Origin of the sequence: Halomonas sp. LBP4 (genome assembly GCF_003202205.1) — a bacterium.
GTDB classification, from domain to species: Bacteria; Pseudomonadota; Gammaproteobacteria; order Pseudomonadales; family Halomonadaceae; genus Halomonas; species Halomonas flagellata.
On record NZ_PDOG01000004.1, the window covers coordinates 42061 to 63961 of the forward strand.

At 66.4% G+C, this 21901-nt stretch carries 19 protein-coding genes; 4 read left to right on the forward strand and 15 right to left on the reverse strand.

Translation table 11 applies throughout. The features are described 5' to 3' along the window. Positions 1-43 precede the first annotated feature (43 nt). From CR157_RS13610 to CR157_RS13640, 7 genes are all read right to left on the reverse strand, one after another. Positions 44-928: an aldose 1-epimerase gene (locus CR157_RS13610; protein WP_110284081.1), complete on the reverse strand. Its 885-nt coding sequence runs from the start codon at positions 926-928 to the stop codon at positions 44-46. Between the two features lie 19 nt (positions 929-947). After that, positions 948-1994 (reverse strand): ABC transporter ATP-binding protein, encoded by a 1047-nt coding sequence (locus tag CR157_RS13615; protein ID WP_110284082.1) that lies wholly within the window; start codon positions 1992-1994, stop codon positions 948-950. 56 nt (positions 1995-2050) lie between these two features. Continuing rightward, complete coding sequence (locus CR157_RS13620; RefSeq protein ID WP_110284083.1) at positions 2051-3658, reverse strand: glycoside hydrolase family 43 protein; 1608 nt, start codon at positions 3656-3658, stop codon at positions 2051-2053. A 12-nt stretch (positions 3659-3670) separates the two neighbouring features. Next, positions 3671-4498: a carbohydrate ABC transporter permease gene (locus CR157_RS13625; protein WP_110284084.1), complete on the reverse strand. Its 828-nt coding sequence runs from the start codon at positions 4496-4498 to the stop codon at positions 3671-3673. After that, entirely contained in the window at positions 4495-5427 is a 933-nt protein-coding gene (locus CR157_RS13630; RefSeq protein WP_110284085.1) for a carbohydrate ABC transporter permease, read from the reverse strand. Before CR157_RS13630 ends, CR157_RS13625 begins: the two co-directional genes overlap by 4 nt. 87 nt (positions 5428-5514) lie before the next feature. Next, complete coding sequence (locus CR157_RS13635) at positions 5515-6804, reverse strand: ABC transporter substrate-binding protein (protein WP_110284086.1); 1290 nt, start codon at positions 6802-6804, stop codon at positions 5515-5517. Positions 6805-6890: 86 nt separating this feature from the next. After that, positions 6891-7661 (reverse strand): SDR family NAD(P)-dependent oxidoreductase, encoded by a 771-nt coding sequence (locus CR157_RS13640; RefSeq protein ID WP_110284087.1) that lies wholly within the window; start codon positions 7659-7661, stop codon positions 6891-6893. 257 nt (positions 7662-7918) lie between these two features. On the opposite strand from CR157_RS13640, the gene CR157_RS13645 reads away from it, so the two are divergent. The 4 genes from CR157_RS13645 to CR157_RS13660 all read left to right on the forward strand — a co-directional run bounded on the left by CR157_RS13645 (position 7919) and on the right by CR157_RS13660 (position 13038). Beyond that, a complete protein-coding gene (locus CR157_RS13645) occupies positions 7919-9121 on the forward strand; it encodes an ROK family protein (protein ID WP_110284088.1) in 1203 nt (400 codons plus the stop codon). A 103-nt stretch (positions 9122-9224) separates the two neighbouring features. Then, positions 9225-10796 (forward strand): aldehyde dehydrogenase (NADP(+)), encoded by a 1572-nt coding sequence (locus tag CR157_RS13650; protein WP_110284089.1) that lies wholly within the window; start codon positions 9225-9227, stop codon positions 10794-10796. Positions 10797-10813: 17 nt separating this feature from the next. Further along, complete coding sequence (locus tag CR157_RS13655; protein ID WP_110284571.1) at positions 10814-11992, forward strand: fumarylacetoacetate hydrolase family protein; 1179 nt, start codon at positions 10814-10816, stop codon at positions 11990-11992. Positions 11993-12039: 47 nt separating this feature from the next. Next, positions 12040-13038 carry a Gfo/Idh/MocA family protein gene (locus CR157_RS13660; RefSeq protein ID WP_219999953.1) on the forward strand — a complete coding sequence of 333 codons (999 nt, stop codon included), beginning with the start codon at positions 12040-12042 and terminating at the stop codon, positions 13036-13038. Between the two features lie 70 nt (positions 13039-13108). Here the strand turns inward: CR157_RS13660 and uxuA are convergent, their stop codons facing one another. The 8 genes from uxuA to CR157_RS13700 form a co-directional block, all read right to left on the reverse strand. Beyond that, positions 13109-14287 (reverse strand): mannonate dehydratase, encoded by a 1179-nt coding sequence (uxuA, locus tag CR157_RS13665; RefSeq protein WP_110284091.1) that lies wholly within the window; start codon positions 14285-14287, stop codon positions 13109-13111. Between the two features lie 12 nt (positions 14288-14299). Continuing rightward, on the reverse strand, positions 14300-15769 hold the full coding sequence (locus CR157_RS13670; protein WP_110284092.1) for a mannitol dehydrogenase family protein: 1470 nt from the start codon (positions 15767-15769) through the stop codon (positions 14300-14302). Between the two features lie 62 nt (positions 15770-15831). Further along, on the reverse strand, positions 15832-17112 hold the full coding sequence (locus CR157_RS13675; RefSeq protein WP_110284093.1) for a TRAP transporter large permease: 1281 nt from the start codon (positions 17110-17112) through the stop codon (positions 15832-15834). Continuing rightward, positions 17112-17696 carry a TRAP transporter small permease gene (locus tag CR157_RS13680; protein ID WP_110284094.1) on the reverse strand — a complete coding sequence of 195 codons (585 nt, stop codon included), beginning with the start codon at positions 17694-17696 and terminating at the stop codon, positions 17112-17114. The genes CR157_RS13675 and CR157_RS13680 overlap by 1 nt, the downstream gene beginning before the upstream one ends. An 81-nt stretch (positions 17697-17777) precedes the next feature. Then, a complete protein-coding gene (locus CR157_RS13685) occupies positions 17778-18746 on the reverse strand; it encodes a TRAP transporter substrate-binding protein (protein WP_110284095.1) in 969 nt (322 codons plus the stop codon). A gap of 63 nt (positions 18747-18809) precedes the next feature. Then, the gene (locus tag CR157_RS13690; protein ID WP_110284096.1) at positions 18810-19832 is read right to left on the reverse strand and encodes a Zn-dependent oxidoreductase; all 1023 of its coding nucleotides are present in this window, start codon (positions 19830-19832) and stop codon (positions 18810-18812) included. Positions 19833-19847: 15 nt separating this feature from the next. After that, on the reverse strand, positions 19848-21059 hold the full coding sequence (gene manD / locus CR157_RS13695; protein WP_110284097.1) for a D-mannonate dehydratase ManD: 1212 nt from the start codon (positions 21057-21059) through the stop codon (positions 19848-19850). Then, positions 21056-21793 carry a GntR family transcriptional regulator gene (locus CR157_RS13700; protein WP_110284098.1) on the reverse strand — a complete coding sequence of 246 codons (738 nt, stop codon included), beginning with the start codon at positions 21791-21793 and terminating at the stop codon, positions 21056-21058. The genes manD and CR157_RS13700 overlap by 4 nt, the downstream gene beginning before the upstream one ends. Positions 21794-21901: the final 108 nt, after the last annotated feature.

Below are 21901 nucleotides of genomic sequence, written 5' to 3' on the forward strand. Positions count from 1 at the left end.
GTCCCCCCAGGCTCCTGCATCACCGCTCGCCAGGCCTCGATCCTCAAGTCACGATAGACGAAGCCCGGAAACGGTAGCGCCGACGCAGGGACTGGCCAGGCGCCAGCTCGACCAGGCCATGCTCGCTGGCACCCAGATGATGGGCATCGACCGCGTGACTGACCGGCTCCACGCAGAAGAAGTCGGCCTCCGCCCCGGGCGAATAGACCAGATACCGCGACACTGCCGGTCCGGCGCTCATCTCCAGCGCCACCCCCCGTTCGGGCCAGTGCAGCAGCGCCCGTCCGCCCCAGCCGGTGAAGAGGTTGTCGATCTTGCCCTCGGGCAGGGCCGAGGGGGCAGAGAAGTTCCACGCCTCCCCCGTCTCGAGTCGGCGCCACTGGGTGGGCAGTTGGGCGGCATCCACCTCCCACACGCCCTCGGCGAGTGCCTCGAGGCGCGCGTCGGCGCTGCGCGGAAACCAGGGGTGCAGCCCCAGGCCGTAGGGCGCCGGCGCCTCGCCCAGGTGTGTGGCCGAGAGCTCGACCGCCAGGCTCTCGCCCTCGAGGCGATAGACCAGCTCCGCGCGGTAGTCGAAGGGGGGCTGCTCGCGCGAGCGCAGCACCAGGCGCAGCTCATGCCTCTCCTGGCCCTCGACCCGCCAGGGTCGCTGCCAGCCGTCGCCATGGATCGGCAACGGCTCGCCGGCGAGGTTGGGCGCCAGCGGATAGTGCCGGCCACGCCACTCGAAGCCTCCCGCCGAGATGCGGTTCGACCAGGGCACCAGCGGGTACATGGCGAGCCGGTTGGGGTCCTGCTCGTCGACGGTGCCGGGACGCATCAGCGCCACCGGGCCATCTTCGGTCAGGGCATCGAAGCGCACCACTGCCCCGCCAATGGCCGGATTGACCAACAGGCGCAACTTGCCGTTGTCGAGAGCAACCATCATGGCGTCCTCCGTGAGATGGTCAGCCGAGGCTGGTGGCATCAGTGCGCCGACGCACGACGTCATCCGACAGGCGCTTTCCGTCGTCGCCGAAGGCGTGCAGCAGCTCATGACGCGGCGTCATATACAGGGTGTCACCATGGCGCAAATCGGAATCGCCGGGCAGACGCACAATCATCGAGCCGGTCGCCTCACTGTCGACATAGGCGAAAGCATCGGCGCCGAGCATCTCGATGACCCGTACATAGCCCTGCCATTCGCCGCTATCGCGACTAACGTCAAGATGTTCCGGACGAATCCCGATCGTGTTAGCGCCGTAGGTTTCGGCGATCCGGCCCTCGATCAGATTCATCTTCGGCGAGCCGATGAAACCCGCCACGAACAGTGTCTCGGGGCGCTGATAGAGCGCCATGGGCGAGCCGACCTGCTCGATCTGTCCAGCGTTCATGACCACAATGCGATCGGCCAGGGTCATGGCCTCGACCTGATCGTGAGTGACATAGATCATGGTGGCGTCGAGACGATAGTGAAGCTCGGCGAGTTCCACGCGCATGCGGTTGCGCAACGACGCATCGAGGTTGGAGAGCGGTTCGTCAAACAGGAAGACCCCGGGGTTGCGCACGATGGCGCGACCGATCGCCACGCGCTGGCGCTGGCCACCGGATAACTCGGCCGGCTTGCGCTCGAGCAGCTCCTCGAGATGCAGCAGCTTTGCCGCTTCTTCGACCTTGGCCTGGCGCTCCTTGACGGGCACCTTGGCCAGGCGCATGCCAAAGTCGATGTTGCGAGCGACCGTCATGTGCGGATAGAGCGCATAGGACTGGAAAACCATAGCGATGTCACGGTCACTGGGCTCCGCCGTGGTCACGTCGCGCTCGCCGATGGCGATCGAGCCACGGGTCACCGTTTCGAGACCGGCGATCATGCGCAGCAGGGTCGACTTGCCGCACCCGGAGGGCCCCACGAGTACCGTGAAGGAGCCATCCTCGATCTGCAGGTTGAGATTGGGAATCACCGTGGCATTGCCGCGGAAGGTCTTTTCGATATCGACCAGTGTCACTTCAGACATGGTGTGCACTCTTTATCAAGCATAGGTTATGGTTCTCAGGCGTGATTGGCAGGCGCTCAACGGAGCTCGCGGCGATAGCGGAACCTGGCGAAGTCGGCCGGCGTACCGCGACCACTGATGTCGTGGGCCGCCATGCCCAGGAAATTGCCGGTGAAGTAGCCATGTGCGCGGCCACTGCCCTCGTCCGAGAGCAGCCCGGCATCGAGCACCGGACCGATCGGCTGCCACTCACCGTCGCCCTGGGCGTAGCGAAACTGCAGCTCTCGCTCGCGAATATCGACGCCGAGCTGCACGGGCGTTCCGGGCTCGAGAACCGCCCCCTGGGTGTCGGCGATATCCAGACGCCCGCTGGGCCACTCGTCGTGGCAGCTCATCACGCTGAGCACCTTGTCGCCGCCATCACCACGGGTTACCGCCAGATAGTGGAACTTGAAGCGGTTGTAGTAGGCAATCAGGCCAGCGAACTGCTGCAGGTCGTCCGGCTCGAATTCAAGCACGGTCTCGGCACTGCAGTACCAGTTGTCCTGACGCCGCGCCACCAGCGCCTGCTCGAACCAGGAGCCCACCGATTCGCGACCATAAAGGCGCAGGAAACCAGGGCGCTCACTCAGGGAGAAGAGCCGCTCGGGCTCGGGGGTGCGCAGCCACTGGAAGTTCGCCGGTAGCGTCTCGGATGCGAACTCGTGGGTCTCCTCGGTGTCCGGGGCACGTTGATCCGTGCCGGGCATCGACACCTCCAGCGTCGGGGTCTTGCCGCCGTCGGCCAGTCGCAACCAGCCGTCGTTGTCCCAGACGGCTCGCTGAATCGCCGTTTCGCGCCCCAACGGCGATAACCGCGTACCCGGCAGCGGACGGCCGCACAGATGCACCATCCAGGTCTCGCCCTCGGGTGTCTCGACCAGGTCGGCGTGGCCGGCACGCTGTAGCGGGTTGTCCGGGTCCTGGCGCGTGGTCAGCACCGGATTGTCGGGATGTACCGCATAGGGGCCGGTAAGATGGCGCGAGCGAGCCATGGTCACGGCGTGGCCGTAACCCGTACCGCCCTCGGCCACCAGCAGGTGGTACCAGCCATCGCGGCGATAGAGGTGCGGTCCCTCGGTGAGCTTCATTTCGGTGCCGGCGAAGATGTTATGGATCGGCCCCACCAGGCGCCTCCGCTCGGTGTCGTACTCCTGGAGCAGGATACCGCCGAAGCGGTCGCCGCCCTCGCGCTGGCGATAGTCCCACTGCAGGTTGACCAGCCACTTGCGACCGTCGTCATCGTGGAACAGCGAGGGATCGAAGCCGCTGGAGTTGAGGTAGACCGGATCGCTCCAGGGCCCCTCAATGGTGGGCGCGGTGACCAGGTAATTGTGGCCATCCTTGAAGTTGCCCTCGTAGCGCTTCATGTCAGTGTAGATCAGCCAGAACTGGCCGTCGGCATAGGACAGGCAGGGCGCCCAGATCCCGCAGGAGTCGGGGTTGCCGCGCATATCGAGCTGAGCGGCCCGCGTCAGCGGCCGAGTGACCAGGCGCCAGTTGGCCAGGTCTCGGGAGTGATGGATCTGTACCCCCGGGTACCACTCGAAGGTGGAGGTGGCAATGTAGTAGTCCTCGCCCACCCGACAGATCGAAGGATCTGGATTGAAGCCGGGCAGGATCGGATTGCGAATCACGTCTTTCATTTGCGGTATCCCTTATCCCTTGACGGAGCCGCCGGTGAGGCCGGCCACGATGTATTTCTGGGCAGCGAGGAAGAAGATCACGGCCGGTGTGATGGTCAGGGTCACGAAGGCCAGGATCATGTTCCACTGGGTCAGGTATTCGCCCTGGAACTGCATCATGCCGAGCGGCCAGGTGTAGATGTCACGGTCGTTGAGCACCACCAGCGGCAGCAGGAAATTGTTCCAGCTCTGCACGAAGACGAACACGCCCACGGTAGCCAGGATCGGCGTCGACAGCGGCAGGGTGAACGACCAGAAGAAGCGCAGATAGCTGCAGCCATCAAGGTAGGCGGCCTCGAACAGCTCCTTGGGAAGCTGATCGAAGAATGCCTTGAACAACAGGATCGCCAGCGACAGACCGAAGGCCGTCTGCGGCAAGATCACCGACCAGTAAGTGTCCAGCAGCCCCAGGTCGCGCACCTTGATGAACAGCGGCAGGATCGCTGCGGCAAAGGGAAACATCAGCCCCAGCAAGAGGTACGAGAGGATCATCTTCGAGCCGAAGAAGCGGATTTGTGAGAACACATAGGCTGCGGCCGCACCCACCACCAGAGTCAGGAATACCGTCATCGAGGAGATGAAGAAGGAGTTGCCCAGGTAACGCCAGAAGCTGCCGTCGAGAAAGATCGCGATGTAGTTTTCCGCGTTCCAGCTATTCGGTAGCCAAAGTGGGTTGGTACGTAACTCAGCATTACTCTTGAAACCGCCGAAGAACGATGCGAGCAAGGGGGCAATGACCAGGCTGGCGACCAAGATCAACAGGATCACGCGTAACGTATTGCGGGTTGTTACATTCTTCATGCTCGGCCCCCCCTCGTTGTAGCGCGCTGGTAGAAGAAGGCAAAACCGATGGCGAGTACGAACAGCACCACGGCGGCGGCGCTACCGAAGCCGATGTTCAGTCGTGACAGGCCGAAGGTATAGAGGTAGGTGACGATGGTATGGGTCGAGTTCGAGGGGCCGCCATTGGTCAGCGGGATGATGATGTCGAAGATCTGCAGCGAGCCGATGATGGCGAAGAAGCCGCTCACCACCAGGGCATGCTTGATCAGCGGGATCTGCACGAACAGGGCCACCTGGCGCGGCTTGGCCCCCTCCAGCTTGGCTGCCTCGATCAGGTCCTTGGGTACGCTCTGGAGCGCCGCAATGTAGATCATCATATGGAAGCCGAAGTACTTCCATACGATCACCGTCATGATTGCCGGAAAGGCCCACTGGTGATCGGCCAATACATAGATTGACTCCTGCCCAAGCGACTGGAATATAGAAGCGGTAATGCCGTAATCGCCGTCGAAGACAAAGCTCCAGATCAGGCCAGCGGCCACTTCCGCCAGGATATAGGGCAGGAAGAACACCAGCCGGAACAGGGTATTGGTCGGCGTCTTGCGATACACCAGCAATGCCAGCCCCAAGGCAAGCGGCATCTGGATGATTAGGGAAACCAGAATCAGCTTGGTGGTATTCCACAGCGCCGTATGGAACACCGAGTGATCAAACAGGCGCGTGTAGTTCTGAGTGCCGACGAAGTCCGTGGGCGAGCCATAGCCGTTCCACGAGAAGCCGCTGTAGTAGGCCGCATCGACCAACGGCAGGATGACAAACAGCGAGAACAGGATCAGTGCCGGTGGCAACAAGATGAGAACAGCGGAGAGCTTGCCGCTGACCAGGTTCTTCTTGATGCGATCGGCGGTACCCCGTTTGTGCACGGTGGGGCGAGTCATAGTCGTCATGATGAGCATCCATCCCGAGACGGGGAGTTGGTGCGTGCCGGCGGCATGCCGCCGGCGTAACAGCAAGGCCGTGCTGGCCGGCCAGGTTTACCGGAACTGCCAGGCCTCATCGACGCGTTCCGCCGCTTCCTCGGGGGTGATTACCCCCTGGGCCAGGTCGCCGCTGATATCGTTGACGGTGGCGCCGACCGAGGTGCCCAGGGCCTGATCGAGGAACACCTGATGGAAGGTCGATTCGCGGAGGATCTCGGCCACCTTGCGGGCATAGGGAGTGGCAAGCTCCTCCTCCGAGCCATGTGCCACCGGCACGAAGATCCCGCGGCTCGCGGCTTCGCGCTGGTTCTCCTCGTTGAGCAGGAAGCGCAGGAAGTCGACCGCCTCGTCGGGGGCCCCCTGGGTGACGGCGTAACCGTTCATGCCACCGAAGCTATGATCATTGCCGGGGGCGCCCTCCACGCTGGGGAAGGGAAGGAACTCCAGGTTCTCATCCGGTACCCCCTCGCCGCTCATGGAGCGCTCCTTCGAGGGGAGATAGTCCCAGTCCCCCATCAAGTGAAAGGCCGCCTCGCCATCACCGAACATGGCGCTGGCTCGTTCATAGGTGGTCGACATGAAGCCCGACTGGAAGGGCTCGAGATCGACGAACGCCTGAAGCAGCTCACCGGCTCGGACGAAGGGCTCGCCAGCGAAACCGCCATCCGCTCCGGTCTTGGCGGCCTCGATGCCGTCACCGCCGGCCAAGCGAGTGGCGAGATAGCCCCAGTAGAAGTGCATCGGCCAACCATCCTTGCCGCCCACGACCGCCGGGGTGATACCCTGCTCGCGCAGCGCCACCACGGCCTCTTCGAGGTCCTCCCAGGTCTCGATGGCATCGACATCGACACCGGCCTGCTCGGTCAGGGCGGTGTTTGTCCAGAAACCCACCACGGTGGCGTAGAGCGGTGCCCCATAGACCTTGCCATCGAGGGTGAAGGCGCTCACCGCCGACTCCGGATAGAGGTCCTGCCAACCGGCCTGCATCTCCTCGGTGATGTCGCGCACGAAACCGGCCTCCACCTTGTCGCGCAGCCCCTCGCCGCCCCAGCTATAGAAGATGTCGGGGCGCTGGTCGGACTGAAGCAGGGTCGGCAGCCGTGTCTTGTAGGCCTCGTTGGAGATATATTCGAGCTCGATGTTGACGTCCGGATTCTGCGCCTCGTACTCGGCGGCGATCTCGCTGTAGTACTCCTTCTCGACATCACTGATCTCGACCCGCAGCACCCGCAGGGTGGTATCCGCCAGGGCCACGCAAGGCCCCAGGAACGAAGCGACGGCGATCGCCACCGCCAGCCGGCGCCGATGGGGATAAGTGGCATTGTGCTGATAGGAAGCGTGCATTACGGACTCCTTGTTGTGTTGTAAGAGCATGGCGCACCTCTAATTTCTGATTACTGAAGAGAAGGCTGGTAACAGATACGACTGGATCAGCCCCAGCCGCCATCAACGGCGAGTTCCTGCCCGGTGATGGCGGCACTCTCGGCACTGGCCAGGAAGAGCACCGCCGGGGCGATATGTTGGGGTTCCAGGCGCAGCTTCAGGCACTGGTGAGCCTGAATGGAGGCCTCCTCCTCGGGACCGATCCATTTCTCGAGCTGCCTTTCGGTCATGATCGAGCCGGGCACCAGGGTGTTGACGCGGATATTGTGGGTGCCGAGATCGCGAGCCAGGCTGCGCGTCAGCCCGTGGACCGCTGCCTTGGCAGTGACGTAGGTGGAGAGATCACCGATAGCCATCTGCACGCTGATCGAGCCGAAGTTGATGATGGACCCGCCACCGGCCTCGATCATCTGGTGCGCGGCGGCCTGGGCGGCGAAGAACATGGGGCGCAGGTTGAGCGACATGCGCTCGTCCCAGTAATCGACATCGACGTCCTGCCAGGAGTGGCGGTCGTCGTTGGCGGCGTTGTTGACCAGGGTGTGGATCGGTCCCAGGCTCTCGCCGATCTCGGCGATCACCGCTTGCAGCGCCTCCACGTCACGAATGTCGCAGCGGTGAAACTGCGGTGCCGTGCCGGTCGCGGCCTTCAACTCATCGACCAGCGCCTGGCTGGCGGCGTCATCGATATCGACGAAGACCACCTTGGCTCCCTGGCGATGGAAGGCGCGGGTCAGTCCCGCGCCAATGCCACTACCGCCACCGGTGATGAAGACCACCCGCTGTTCCAGGCTGGGGTAACGTGTCGCATCATTGCTCATCTTGGCTCCCACTTGGTTTTATCTATTTACTAAGTGCAGAATGATGGGCGGTCCCTTATCCTTCAATGCGACGTTGGTATAAGTGCGGAAAGTCTCAATGCGTTGAGGTAGGCTTAGGGACCGGATCAGGCCGCCGACGGCACCTTCGACGAGGTGATCCGCAGCGTACGATTCGTTTAATATCAGTACCAAGATCCGGCGCGTGATGCTCGCCGAGCCATCGACACCGGGCAGAACGGATAGGGTTCGTTTCTTTTATGTCAACCAGCTTCCAGCAGCACAAGGCGGGCGACCTGCACTTCCTCAAGCGCCTCAACCGTAGCGCCATCCTCGAGCTGGTGCGCCGCACCCCCGGCCTGACCCGGGCCGACATCGCCACCCAGGCCCAACTGACCAAGGCCACCGTCGGCACCGGCGTGCAGTCCCTGCTGAACCAGGGCTGGCTCAGCGAGGGCGAACTGCAGAAGAGCAGTGGCGGCCGGCCGGGGCGGGCGCTGCATCTCAATGACCGTCACTACGTCATGCTCGGCGCCGAGGTCGGCGTGCACGGCCTGCGCCTGGTGGCCTGCTCGCTCTCCGGCGAGGTTCTCGCCTCGCACCATGAGCACCTGGTCCCGACCACTCCCGAGGTCACCGCCGGGCTGCTCGCCGAGCGGCTGCACTCACTGCACTCCGCACCTTCGGTTAGCGACCGTCACTGCCTGGGTGTAGGCGTCGCCCTGCCCGGCCCCATCGACCCCCGCAAACCCGTGCTGCGCCTGGCCCCCAACCTGGGCTGGCGCGACATCCGCTTCCTCGAACTGCTGCGCCCCCATTTCCCGAAGCTGGAGGGCACCTGGCTGATGGACAACGAGGCCAAGTCGGCCGCCTTCGGGGAGTTCTATTTCCGTACCGGCCAGGTGCCCGATTCACTGGTCTATGTCAGCGCCGGCACCGGTATCGGCAGCGGCATGGTCGAGGGCAATCACCTGCCGCTGCTTTCCCGGGGCCTCCAGGGCCTGGCCGGCGAGATCGGCCACACCATCCTGCAGCCCGGAGGCCTCTACTGCCACTGCGGCAATCGCGGCTGTGCGGAGACCCTGGTCAGCGGCTGGTCGATCCGGGCAGCCCTGGGTATCGCCGAGGACGAGGAACTCGTCGAGTCCCTGCTGCCCAGGCTGCAGGAGGAGAACGTCCAACTCACCCTGCGCCGCGCCGGCGAGGCCCTGGGTACCCTGCTGCTCAATCTGCACCACACCCAGAACCCCTCCGAGCTCGTTCTCGGCGGCTCGCTGGTCCAACTGGGTGCCCCACTCCTCGACCCCGCCCTGGCCTACTTCAAGGCCAACCAGAACCGCCTCCTCGGCACGACACAGCAGGTCCCGCTCCGCGTGATCGAGGATTCCACCTTCATCGCCGCCCGCGGCGCCGCCGCCCAGGTGCTGGCCAGCGTCATCCATGGTCCCAGCGACCTCATCTGAGGCATCGACCAAAGTCGAAGCCGGCAAGTAAGTAAATAGCTTGAACTTACACGCTCGACCGCTCAGGATAGTAAAAAGTACAAACCAACATGGGAGGCTCCCTATGCAACCGGCAGGAACGCTACTGCTCGGCCAACAGGCCGTCACCGGTACCCGTGGCGAGATCCGCGCCATCGATCCATCCAGCGGCGAGGCCCTTGAGCCCATCTACCGTGGCGGCGGTGAATTCGAGGTGGCACGAGCCTGCGAGCTCGCCGAGGAGGCCTTCGCCGGCTACCGCGAGAGCTCGCTGGAGGCGCGCGCGACGTTTCTGGAAACCGTCGCCGGCGAGATCGAGGCCCTGGGCGATGCCCTGATCGAGCGCGCCATGGCCGAGACCGGCCTGCCCCGGGCACGCCTGGAGGGCGAGTGCGGCCGCACCTGCGGCCAGCTGCGCCTGTTCGCCTCGGTGGTGCGCGCCGGCGAGTGGCTCGACGTGCGCCTCGACCCGGCGCTGCCCGAGCGGGCGCCGATGCCGCGGGTCGACCTGCGCCAGCGCCACGTGGCCCTGGGCCCGGTGGCGGTGTTCGGCGCCAGCAACTTCCCGCTGGCCTTCTCGGTGGCCGGCGGCGACACCGCCTCGGCACTGGCCGCCGGCTGCCCGGTGGTGGTCAAGGCCCACTCCGCCCACCCCGGCACCTCCGAGCTGGTGGGCCGCGCCGTGCAACAGGCCGTGGCCCAGTGCGGCCTGCCCGAGGGCGTCTTCTCGGTGCTGTTCGGCTCGGGCAAGGAGATCGGCCAGGCCCTGGTCGCCGACCCGCGTATCCAGGCGGTGGGCTTCACCGGTTCGCGCAGCGGCGGCCTGGCACTGATGGCCACCGCCCAGGCGCGGCCCCAGCCGATTCCGGTCTACGCCGAGATGAGCTCCATCAACCCGGTATTTCTGCTGCCGGAAGCATTGGCAACGCGGGGTGCCGAAATCGCCGAGGGCTTCGTCGGTTCGGTCAACATGGGGGCCGGGCAGTTCTGCACCAACCCGGGGCTGGTGATCGGCGTCAAGGGGGCGGCGCTGGACGCCTTCGTCGCGGCCGCCGGCGAGGCGGTGCGCGGCAGCGCCGCCCAGACCATGCTCACCCCGGGCATCTACGCCGCCTACGGCGATGGGGTGAGCCAGCTGGCGGGGGAAGCCCGCGAGATCGCTCGCGGCCCGGCCGGTGAGGGGCCCCACCCGTGCCAGACTGCGCTGTTCGCCGCCCGCGGCGCCGACTTCCTGAACAGCGAGGCGCTGCAGGCCGAGGTGTTCGGTGCCGCCTCGCTGGTCATCGAATGCGACGACCTCGACCAGGTCAAGGCTGTGGCCGAGCATCTGGAGGGCCAGCTCACCGCCACCCTGCAGTTGGACGACGGCGACGTCGAGGCGGCCCGCACGCTGCTGCCGGTGCTCGAGCGCAAGGCGGGTCGAGTGCTGGCCAACGGCTGGCCCACCGGCGTCGAGGTGTGCCACGCCATGGTCCACGGCGGGCCCTTCCCGGCCACCTCGGATAGCCGGACCACCTCGGTGGGCAGCGCCGCCATCCAGCGCTTCCTGCGCCCGGTGTGCTACCAGAACCTGCCCGCGGACCTGCTGCCCGAGGCACTCAAGGACGGCAACCCCCTGGGTGTCACCCGGCTGGTGGACGGCAAGCGCGAGGCATGAGCGACAGACCCATGAACATGACAACCAGGGAGCCCCCCTTGGATTACACAGCCTTTCTTCCCGAGGATCATGAACGCGCCTTGCTGGTAGGGCGCGTCTGGCGCCAGACGCCCCAACCGGGCCCGGCGCTGGTGGTGATCCGCCATGGCGAGGTCATCGATATCAGTGCCGACTACCGCTGCATGGCCGACCTGCTGGACCAGGACGACGCGGCAGGGATCGTCTCTCGCATCGAAGGCGAGTCCCTCGGCTCCGTGGCGGCACTGCTGGAGAACTCGCTGGCAGAACCGCCACGTACGCCCTACCTGCTCGCCCCCTGCGACGTCCAGGCGATCAAGGCCTGCGGGGTGACCTTCGCCGTCAGCCTGATGGAGCGGGTGATCGAGGAGCAGGCCGCCGGCGACCCGGCTCGGGCCACCGAGTTGCGCCGGGAATTTCAGGCGCTGATCGGCAGCGACCTGTCGCAGATCGTGCCCGGCTCCGAGGAGGCCATGGCCCTCAAGTCGGAGCTGCAGGCCCGCGGCGCCTGGTCGCAGTACATGGAGGTGGGCATCGGCCCCGATGCCGAGGTGTTCACCAAGGCCCAGCCGCTCTCCTCGGTAGGCTTCGGGGTCCGGGTCGGCCTGCACCCGGCCTCGCAGTGGAACAATCCCGAGCCGGAGATCGTGCTGGCGGTGGATGCCCAAGGCACGCCCAGGGGCGCGACGCTCGGCAACGACGTCAACCTGCGCGACATCGAGGGTCGCAGCGCCCTGCTGCTGGGCAAGGCCAAGGACAACAACGCCTCCTGCGCCATCGGCCCCTTCATTCGTCTGTTCGATGACGCCTTCACGCTCGACACCGTGCGCCAGGCCCGCGTCTCGCTGCGCATCGAGGGAGAGGACGATGGCTTCGTGCTCGACGACAGCAGCGACATGCGCCAGATCAGCCGCGATCCCCTGGACCTGGTGCACCAGACCATCGGCGCCCATCACCAGTACCCGGACGGCTTCATGCTGTTCCTCGGCACCATGTTCTCGCCGATCCAGGATCGCGACGGCGAAGGCCAGGGCTTCACCCACCACCTGGGCGACACCGTGACCATCGCCACCCCGGCCCTGGGCGCCCTGGTCAACCGGGTGGATCGCAGCGACCGCCTGCCGCCCTGGACCTTCGGCATCCGCCAGTGGCAGATTCAAATGTCGCACCAACGCTGACAACAGCATCGCTTCCCCTCGTTAACCCGACCTTGCAGGCATTGATGATGCAAACGCTCAAGTGGGGCATCCTCAGCACGGCCAAGATCGCCCGTACCGTCATGATTCCCGCCATGCGGACGGCCGCTCACGCCGTGCCGGTGGCCATCGCCAGCGAGCACGGCAAGGCAGTCGAGGTCGCCCGAGAGTTCGGCATTCCCCGCGCCCATGACAGCTTCCAGGCTCTGCTCGAGGACCCCGAGGTCGAGGCAGTCTACATTCCGCTGCCCAACAGCCTGCATGCCGAGTGGACAATCGCCGCCGCCAGGCATGGAAAGCATGTGCTCTGCGAAAAGCCCGCGGCGCTGAACCTCGACGAGGCCCGACGTATGCAGCAGGAGTGCAACGCTTATGGCGTGTGCCTAATGGAAGGTTACATGTACCGGCAGCACCCCCAGCACCAGCGGATCCGTGCTCTGCTGGAGGAGGGCGTAATCGGCGAGCTGCGCCATGTACGCGGCCACTTCTCCTTCCCGCTGGACCTCTCGGCGCCGAGCATCAAGCTCGACCGACAGTTGGGCGGTGGTAGCCTAAACGACGTGGGCTGCTACCCGCTGGACGTGATCCGCCGCCTGCTGGGCATGCCCGAGAAGGTCACGATCGTGGGCGAGCTCGACCCGTACCATGACGTGGACCTCACCGTCAGCGGCATCTTGCGCTTCGCCGAGGGTCGCCTTGCCGAGTTCACCTCCAGCTTCCGCCAGACGCTGACCCATCGCTACGAGCTGATCGGCACTCGAGGCCGAATCACCGTGGTCCGCGCCTTCCGCCCAGACAAGCATGACGGCGAAGGCTTGATCATGATCCATGATGGCCAAGGCAAACCGCGTAGCGAACGACTATCAGCGGATCAGTACCCGGCCCAGCTCGACCATTTCGCCGCCTGGGTGCAGGGAGACAACCGTCATGCCGCCGATACCGGCGAGGTTCTGGCGCAGGCCAGCCTGATCGATGCCTGCCAGCGATCAATGCGTAGCGGCCGGACCGAGGTTCCCGAGACGCCCTGAGGCAGGCGCTTCCCACCGGCACGCCCCCGCCGAGAGATCGGCGGGGGTGTCGTTTCAGGGCAAGCCAGGCTCAGGCCGTCAGCTGGTGCACCGCCAGCTCCACCCCGCGCAGTTCGGCAAGCCCCTTGAGGCGCCCGTAGAGCGGGTAGCCCGGGGCGGTGTCGCGGTGCCGGTCGTCGAGGATGTGGTGGCCATGGTCCGGGCGCAGCGGCAGGCGCGGGCCGCCTTCGCGTGCGCGGCGCCGCTCCTCCGCTACCAGCGCCTGGATCACCGCCACCATGTCGACGTCGCCGTCGAGATGCGGCGCCTCATGGAAGGAGCGCGGATCGGGCGCCTCGCGCCGGGTCGAGCGCAGGTGGGCGAAGTAGACCTTCGGCCCGAAGCGCCGGGCCATGTCGGCCAGGTCGATGTCGGCACGCACCCCGTAGGAGCCGGTGCACAGCGTCAGGCCGTTGGCCGGGCTGGGCACGGCGTCGAGGAGCCACCGGGCGTCCTCGGGGGTGGAGACCACCCGCGGCAGCCCCAGCATCGGGCGGGGCGGGTCGTCGGGGTGGATCGCCATGCGGATGCCCACCTCCTCGGCCACCGGGATCACCGCGCGCAAGAAGTACGCCAGGTGCTCACGCAGGCGTTCGGCATCGATCTCGGCATAGTCCGCCAGCACGCCGCGGAACCGCTCCAGGGTGTAGTGCTCCTCGGCCCCCGGCAGGCCGGCGATCAGGGTGTCGACCAGGGCGTCGCGCCCGGCCGCATCGAGGCCGTCGAGGTAACGCTGCGCCGCGGCCTGCTCCTCGTCCCCGTACTCGGCCGCGGCGCCGGGGCGCCGGAGCAGGTAGAGGTCGAAGGCGGCAAACGCCACCTGGTCGAAGCGCAGCGCCAGGGCCCCGTCCGGCAGCGACCAGCTGAGATCGGTGCGGGTCCAGTCGAGCACCGGCATGAAGTTGTAGCAGACGGTGTCGATGCCGCAGGCCGCCAGGTGGCGCAGGGTCTGGCAATAGGTGGCGATCAGGGCATCGCGCTCGGGCCGGCCCTGCTTGATCGCCTCGGGGACCGGCACGCTCTCCACCACCGACCAGGTCAGGCCGGCGGCCTCGATCAGCGCCTTGCGCTCGCGGATCGCCTCCAGCGACCAGACCCGGTCATTGGGCACCTCGTGCAGGGCCGTGACGATGCCGGTGGCTCCGGTCTGGCGGATCTCCTCGAGGCGGATGGGGTCCTTCGGGCCGAACCAGCGCCAGGTAGCTTCCATGGGGATCTCCTCTCAGCCTCGCACCAGGGCGGCGAGCGCCCCGTCGAGGCCCTGTTCGGTCAGGGAACGATAGGCCGTGAGTACCGCCGTCGCGTACTCGGCGTCGGCCGCCAGGGCCGGCGGCACCACGTCGTCCATGGCCAGGAAGGCGGTGACCAGCGCCTCGGGGTCCTGGCCGTGCCGCGCGTGGAGCTCGGCGAAGCGCGACGCCAGGGGGTCGTCCACCGGGTAGGCGTCGCCCTGGCGGTCCCGGCCGGCGGTATAGCGGATCCAGGCGGCCAGGCCCAGCGCCGTGCAGGGCGCCGCCTGCCCCGCCTCGCGGCGTGCCAGGCTGCCCTGCAGCCAGCGCTGCGGCAGCTTCTGGCTGCCGTCCATGGCGATCTGGTGCAGGCGGTGGCGCAGGCTGTCGTTGGCGAAGCGCGCCAGCAGCGAGTCGGCATAGGCGACGAGATCGGTGCCCTCGGGCATGGCCAGGGTCGGCGCCGCCTCCTCCAGCATATAGCGGTGCAGCAGCGCCCGCAGGTCGTCGCGGCTCACCGCCTCGAAGACCGTCTCGATGCCCTCCGGCGCACCCAGGTAGGCCAGCAGCGAGTGGCTGCCGTTGAGCATGCGCAGCTTCATGGTCTCGAAGGGGGCCACGTCGGCGACCATCTCCACGCCGTCGGCTGCCCAGTCCGGCCGGCCCTGGGGGAAGTCATCCTCCACCACCCACTGGGCGAAGGCCTCGCCGACCACGGCGTTGGGGTCCTCCACGCCCAGCTCGGCGAGTCGGGCGAAATCGGCCGCGGTCATGGCCGGCACGATGCGGTCGACCATGCTGCAGGGGAAGGCCACCTCGGCGGCGATCCACTCGCCCAGGGCGGCGTCGCGCCGCTCGGCCAGCTGGACCACGGCGTTGCGGGTGCGCTTGCCGTTGTCCGGCATATTGTCGCAGGAGAGCACCGTGAAGGGTGGCAAGCCTGTCTCGCGACGCCGCGCCAGCGCCTCCACCAGGATCCCCGGCGCGGTGCGCGGCTGTGTGGGCGTGGCGATGTCCGCGGCGATCATGGGGTCGTCGGCGAGCAGCTCGCCGCTGGCCGGGTTGAGGAAGTAGCCCTTCTCGGTGACGGTGAGGGTGACCAGGCGTGTCTCGGGCGCGGCCAGCCGCGCCAGCAGGGTCTCGCGGTCACGCCCCCAGCGCCCCTCGGCGTCACGGCCGCTGAACAGGGTTTCCTCGATCACCCCGATCTCGCGCAGGGTCAGGGTCTGGCTGTCGGCGTACTCCGCCACGTGATAGCGGTAGCCGGCCTCGCGCAGGGCGTCCACCAGGCCGACGCTGGCGCGCAGGTTGGCGCTGCTCACCCCCCAGCGCGTGTCACCGGTGCGCTGACGATAGCGTTCCAGGTAGACCGCCTGGTGGGCGCGGTGGAAGGCGCCGAGCCCGAGGTGGACGATGCCGATGCGGCCCGCCTGGGGCGCCGCGGGAAGGTGTGTCAGGTTCATGGGCATCCCTTTGATTGCTGGATTCGATCAGAGAACGTCATATGCGTGGAAAGTGCTGCCCCCTATTCGCCCAGCAGCAGGTTCGGCAACCACATCGAGATCGCCGGCACATAGGACACCAGCAGCAGCACGGCGAGGTTGCAGACCAGGAAGGGCACGATGGCCCGCGCCACGGTCAGCATGGGCAGCCTGCCGATCCCTGCGACCACGAACAGGCAGACCCCCACCGGCGGGGTGGTCAGGCCGATCATCAGGTTGAGCACCGCCATGACGGCGAAGTGCACCGGGTCCATGCCCACGCCGGTGGCCACCCCCAGCAGCGCCGGGAAGAGGATGATCAGCGCCGCGATGGTCTCCATGAAGGCACCGACGAACAGCAGGATCAGGTTGAGGATCAGGATGACGACGAGCGGGTTCTCGCTGATGGTCAGGATCAGGCCGGCGATCATCTGGGGGATCTGCTCGCTGGTCAGGATCCAGCCGAAGAGGTTGGCCAGCCCCACCATCAGCAGCAGTGCCGCGGAGGTGAAGACGGTATCGGTGAGGATGGCCGGCAGCTTGCGCCAGGAGAGGCCCTTGTAGACGTACATGCCCACTACCAGCGCGTAGAGGCTGGCGACGATGGAAGCCTCGGTGGGCGTGAAGAAGCCACCGATGATGCCGTAGAGGATGATCGCCGTCATCAGCAGCGCCCAGAAGGCGGTCCTGGCCTCGCGCAGCAACTGCAGGAAGGGCACGCGGGCCCCCTTGGGATAGCCGCGGCGGATGGCAAGGATGTACACCGTGACCATCATCGCCAGGCCCAGCAGCAGGCCGGGGATGGCGCCGGCCAGGAACATGCGACCCACCGAGACCCCGGAGAGCGAACCGGCGATGATCATGGGCACGCTGGGCGGAATGATCGGCCCCACGGTGGAGGAGGCGGCGGTGACCGCCGCGGCGAACGGCTTGTCGTAGCCGGACTTCGCCATGCCGGGGATCATCACCGAGCCGATGCTGGCCGAGTCGGCCACGGCGGTGCCGGAGATGCCGCCGAAGATCATCGAGCCCCCCACGTTGGCCAGGCCGAGTCCGCCACGGATATGGCCCAGCAGCGCATTGGAGAAGCGCACGATGTTCTCGGTGATATTGCCGACGTTCATCAGGTTGCCAGCCAGCACGAAACCGGGGATGCACAGCAGCACGAAGGTGTCGATGCCGGCGTACAGGCGCTGCGGCACGATGGTCAGGGAGATGCCTTCCAGCAGCAGGTAGGCCAGCGAGGCGATGCCCAGGGCGAAGGCGATGGGCATGCCGATCAACAGCAGGACCAGGAAAGCGCTGAACAGGATGATCACTTCCATCACGGCTTCTCCGATGCGGTGCGCTCAGGCGAACGAAAGATGGCGACGAGGCCCTCCAGGAAGCCGATGGCGCCGTAGACCAGCAACAGCGCGAACATCACCACCGTGGAGAAGAAGATGTAGAGCATGGGGATCTTGAGGGTGGGCGAGGTCTGCCAGGCGCCGTTCTGGGCGTACTGCCAGGCGTAGGGCAGCACCAGCCCGGCGAAGCCGGCGATCAGCAGGCAGATCAGCGCCTGGTAGGCGGCCCGCGCCCGCGGCCCCAGGTGGTGGTGGAAGAGCTCCACGCTGACGTTGCGATGCTGACGCAGCACCACTCCCGCCGACAGGGCCACCATGTAGATGAACAGGTAGCGCGACAGCTCCTCGGTCCAGGAGACGCTGAACGGCAGGAAGAGGCGCGCCGAGATCTGCAGCAGCACCGTGCCGGCGATGGCCAGCAGCGCCAGGACGGCGAGGACGGTGAACAGGGTGTCGACCCAGCCGAGCAGGCGCCCCAGGGCGCCCTGCAAGGTGGGCACGGACGAGAGGGAATCCAGCCGCTCGAGCACTTCCTGCTCGGCCGCCTTGTAGTCGGAGTCCATACGCATTCCTCGTGGTGCCGGCGGGCACCCTTGTGCGGGGGGACGGGCCCATGCCTGGCATGGGCCCGTCCGGATGCGACATCACAGGTCCTGGATGGCCTCGAACAGTTCGCGCTGCTCCTCGTCGAGGGCGTCGAGCACTGCCGGGCGAGCCTTCTCGGTGAAGGCATCGATATCCACCTCGACGAACTCCATGCCGCGCTCCTCGAGATCCTGACGCAGGCGCTCCTCATCCTCGGCGAAGAGGTCGGCCTCATAGGCCTGCATGGTATCGGCCGCGTCGAAGACCACCTCCTGCAGGTCCTCCGGCATGCTCTCGAGCTTGTTCCTGCCGATCACCACGTATATCCAGCTGCGCACGTGGCCGGTGAGGTTCACGTAGTCCTGGACCTCATCGAAACTGGCGCTCTCGATCAGGCTCAGCGGGTTCTCCTGGGCCTCGATGGTGCTCTGCTGCAGGGAGGTGAAGACCTCGCTGAAGGCCATGGGCGTGGGGCGGGCACCCAGCGCCTCCCAGGTATCCACGAACAGCGGCACGTTGGGCACGCGCAGGCGGATACCGTCGAGATCGTCGGGATGCTCGATCGGGCGGTTGGAGGTCAGGTGCCGCGGGCCGCGCTCGAACCAGGCCAGGGGCACCAGGTTGGCGCGCTCGGCGATCTGCGCCTCGATCTGGTCACCGATCTCGCCGCTGACCGCCGCATGCAGATGCTCGGAGTCGCGGAAGGCGTAGGGCACCGCCATCATGGCCGCCTTGGGCGCCCAGTTCTGCAGGCTCTCGCCGGTGATGGTCATATCCGCGGTCCCCAGCTGGATGCTGTTGATCACGTCCATCTCGGCGCCGAGCTGCTCGTTGGGGTAGAGCTGCACCTCGATGCGTCCATCGGAGTTGGCCTCGACCTCCTCCTTGAACTTCACCGCGGCCTGGTGCCAGATGTTCTCCTCGTTGGCGAGGTGGCCGAACTTCAGCGTGACGTCGGCGGCCAGGGCCGCCTGGCTACCCAGGATGGTCGCCCCGAGGACGGCACCGGTGAAAAGCTGCTTCATCATGATGTTCACTCCTGCACTTGCTTGTTGTGGATTGTCAGTGATTGCGCGTATCGAGATGGCGCCTCAGGTTCCGATCTGGATCAGCACCTTGCGCGCCCTTTCGGGATGGTGATCGAGCATGTCGATGGCGTCGGGCATGTCATCGAACGCCAGCCGGTGACTGACCAGCGCCAGCGGATCGAGCCGACCGGACGCCATCAGCTCGAGCACCTCCGGAAACTTGCGGTTGTTGAGTCGCGAGCCGACCAGGGTCAGCTCCTTCTTGATCACCTCGAGCTGCACCAGGTCGCTGGGCGTGGGGTTGAAGCCCAGCAGGCCGATGCGCCCGGCCGGCGAGGCCAGGCGCAGCATCTGCGGCAGCAGCGCCGGCACACAGGCGGCATCGGCGATCAGCGGCACGCCCTCGCCCTTGGTCAGTTCCATGACGGCCTGTTCGACGTCCCGGTCACGACCGTTGAGCACATGGCGCGCGCCGAGTGCCTTGGCGGCCTCCAGCCGCTCATCGATGACGTCGGTGACGATCACCTCCTCGATGCCCTTGGCCCGGGCCATCTGCAGGATGGTCAGGCCGATCACCCCGGCGCCGAACACCAGCAGGCGGTCGCCCGGGTGGGGTTGCATGCGATCGAGGACATTGGCAGCGATGGTGTAGGGCTCCACCAAGGCGGCGGCGTCCAGCCCCAAGTGCTTCGGCAGGTGGTGCAGGTTGGCCGCCGGCACGGCGACGCGCTCCTCGAAGCCGCCGTTGCGATGCACGCCGATCACTTCCAGCGAGGTGCAGACGTTGGGCCGACCGATGCGGCAGGGGTAGCAGTGGCCGCAGCTGATCACCGGGTCGATGCAGACGCGATCGCCCACGGCGATGTCCTGCACCCCCTCGCCCACGGCCTCGACCACGCCGGCAAATTCGTGGCCGGTGATGCGCGGGAAGCGCACGAAGGCGTTGTCGCCATGGATGATGTGCATGTCCGAGCCGCAGATGCCGGCGAAGGCGACGCGCACCAGCGCCTCACCGGGCGCGGCCTCGGGCATCTCGATATCGGTGATGCGGTAGTCCAGCGGTGCACTTACCTGAAAGGCTTTCATCGTCGTTTCACCTCGTTACCAGTGCCACAGGGTGCCGTCTTCCAGCCGGTTGACCGGCAGGCTGGCACGCTTGTAGGGATACTTCTTCGCCAGCTCCTCATCGATGTCGACGCCGTGTCCCGGCGCCTCGCCGACGATGAAGTGGCCGTCCTCGAAGCGATAGTCGTGGGGGAAGACCTCATCGGTCTCCTCGGTATGGGGCATATGCTCCTGGATGCCGAAGTTGGGCACCCAGGTGTCGAAGTGGATCGCCGCCCCCAGGCACACCGGCGACAGGTCGGTGGGTCCGTGGAAGCCGGTGCGCACGTGATAGAGCCCCGCCAGGTCGGCGAGGCGCCGCATGTGGGTGATGCCGCCACCGTGGGAGAGCGGCGTGCGGATGTAGTCGATCCACTGGTTCTCGAGCAGCTCGCGGTAGTCGTGGATCGAGTTGAACACCTCGCCCACCGCCAGCGGGGTGGTGGTGTGCTGGCGAATCAGGCGGAAGCCCTCCTGATTCTCGGCCGGCACGCAGTCCTCGAGCCAGAACAGGTGGTAGGGCTCGACCGCCTTGCCCAGGCGTGCCGCCTCGATGGGCGTCAGCCGGTGGTGCACGTCGTGCAGCACGTGCAGGTCGTCGCCGAAGCGCTCGCGCACCGCGGCGAACAGCTTGGGCACGTGGTTGAGGTACTTCTCGGTGCTCCAGACATGCTCGGCGGGCAGGTCGGAATCCGCCGGCTCGTAGCGTTCCCCCTCGCGCTTGGCGACGCCATAGATCGTGGGGATGCCGGGGATGCCGGCCTGCACCCGCACGGCGCGATAGCCGAGCTTGACGTGGGCCTCGACCTCCTCGAGACAGGCGTCGATATCCTTGCCGGTGCAGTGGGCATAGGTCATCACCCGCTCGCGGCTCTTGCCGCCCAGCAGCTGGTAGAGCGGCATGCCGGCCAGCTTGGCCTTGATGTCCCACAGCGCCAGGTCCACCGCGGCGATGGCGGACATGGTCACCGGGCCGCGGCGCCAGTAGGCCCCCCGGTAGAGGTAGTGCCAGATGTCCTCGATGCGCTGCGAGTCGCGGCCGATCAACGCCGGGATCACATGCTCCTCGAGATAAGCCACCACGGCCATCTCGCGGCCGTTGAGGGTGGCGTCGCCGATGCCGTAGACCCCCTCGTCGGTGACGATCTTGAGGGTCACGAAGTTGCGCCCCGGGGAGGTGACGATGGTATAGGCGCGTTCGATCTTCATGGGCTCGCCTCCGCGATGAGTGACTGGGTTGCCTGGGCCTCGAACATCTCGGGGAAGCGGCGCACCAGCTCGGGCAGCGAATGCAGGATCTCTCGCTGATGGCCGCTCATGGCCCGTTCCGCAGCGTCGACGTCGCGGCTGGCGATGGCATCGACTATCGCCTGGTGCTGGTCGGTGAGCTTGAGGATCGGGGTCGACTCCGGAATGCTCAGGTAGCGCACACGATCGAGCTGCGCCTTGACCTCCTCGGCCACCTTCCAGGCGGTCTCCTGGCCGATGCCCAGCGACAGGGTGCGATGGAAGGCCTCGTCGAGCAGGAAGAAGCGGTCGTGATCCGCCGGCTCGATGCAGCGCCGCTGGCGTTCGATCAGCTCGTTCAGCTCGGCGAGTGTGCGCTCATCCAATCCTTGGGTAGCGGCCTCGCGGGCCACCGCCACCTCCACCGCCTCGCGCACGAAACGGGCCTCGAGCACGGCCTGGCGGGAGATCCTCACCACATAGGTACCGCGTTGCGGACGCACCTCTACCAGGCCGGCTTCCGACAGGCGGATGAAGGCTTCCCTGACCGGCTGGCGGCTGACCGCGAAGGTCTCGGCGATCTCCTTCTCGGAGAGCGCCTGCCCCGGCGCCAGCACCATGCGGATGATCGACTGGCGCAGTACCTGATAGAGACGCTGACGCACCGTGCCCTCGTCACGCGTGTCCTGCCACAGGGCTTGCAAGCTGATGTTCATGGCGACTCCCCGACCATTCCGTGCAATGCCAGCGACTCGCCGGCTGATATGACTAGTATGGTAGTATGGTGAAAAAGATGATAGCCCGAATGAATTCGACCTTGGTCG

Bases quoted from the DNA above. Each gene is read 5' to 3' on its own strand.
- CR157_RS13610 (WP_110284081.1), bottom strand. From the start codon at position 928: ATGATGGTTGCTCTCGACAACGGCAAGTTGCGCCTGTTGGTCAATCCG.
- CR157_RS13615 (WP_110284082.1), bottom strand. From the start codon at position 1,994: ATGTCTGAAGTGACACTGGTCGATATCGAAAAGACCTTCCGCGGCAAT.
- CR157_RS13620 (WP_110284083.1), bottom strand. From the start codon at position 3,658: ATGAAAGACGTGATTCGCAATCCGATCCTGCCCGGCTTCAATCCAGAT.
- CR157_RS13625 (WP_110284084.1), bottom strand. From the start codon at position 4,498: ATGAAGAATGTAACAACCCGCAATACGTTACGCGTGATCCTGTTGATC.
- CR157_RS13630 (WP_110284085.1), bottom strand. From the start codon at position 5,427: ATGACGACTATGACTCGCCCCACCGTGCACAAACGGGGTACCGCCGAT.
- CR157_RS13635 (WP_110284086.1), bottom strand. From the start codon at position 6,804: ATGCACGCTTCCTATCAGCACAATGCCACTTATCCCCATCGGCGCCGG.
- CR157_RS13640 (WP_110284087.1), bottom strand. From the start codon at position 7,661: ATGAGCAATGATGCGACACGTTACCCCAGCCTGGAACAGCGGGTGGTC.
- CR157_RS13645 (WP_110284088.1), top strand. From the start codon at position 7,919: ATGTCAACCAGCTTCCAGCAGCACAAGGCGGGCGACCTGCACTTCCTC.
- CR157_RS13650 (WP_110284089.1), top strand. From the start codon at position 9,225: ATGCAACCGGCAGGAACGCTACTGCTCGGCCAACAGGCCGTCACCGGT.
- CR157_RS13655 (WP_110284571.1), top strand. From the start codon at position 10,814: ATGACAACCAGGGAGCCCCCCTTGGATTACACAGCCTTTCTTCCCGAG.
- CR157_RS13660 (WP_219999953.1), top strand. From the start codon at position 12,040: ATGCAAACGCTCAAGTGGGGCATCCTCAGCACGGCCAAGATCGCCCGT.
- uxuA (WP_110284091.1), bottom strand. From the start codon at position 14,287: ATGGAAGCTACCTGGCGCTGGTTCGGCCCGAAGGACCCCATCCGCCTC.
- CR157_RS13670 (WP_110284092.1), bottom strand. From the start codon at position 15,769: ATGAACCTGACACACCTTCCCGCGGCGCCCCAGGCGGGCCGCATCGGC.
- CR157_RS13675 (WP_110284093.1), bottom strand. From the start codon at position 17,112: ATGGAAGTGATCATCCTGTTCAGCGCTTTCCTGGTCCTGCTGTTGATC.
- CR157_RS13680 (WP_110284094.1), bottom strand. From the start codon at position 17,696: ATGGACTCCGACTACAAGGCGGCCGAGCAGGAAGTGCTCGAGCGGCTG.
- CR157_RS13685 (WP_110284095.1), bottom strand. From the start codon at position 18,746: ATGATGAAGCAGCTTTTCACCGGTGCCGTCCTCGGGGCGACCATCCTG.
- CR157_RS13690 (WP_110284096.1), bottom strand. From the start codon at position 19,832: ATGAAAGCCTTTCAGGTAAGTGCACCGCTGGACTACCGCATCACCGAT.
- manD (WP_110284097.1), bottom strand. From the start codon at position 21,059: ATGAAGATCGAACGCGCCTATACCATCGTCACCTCCCCGGGGCGCAAC.
- CR157_RS13700 (WP_110284098.1), bottom strand. From the start codon at position 21,793: ATGAACATCAGCTTGCAAGCCCTGTGGCAGGACACGCGTGACGAGGGC.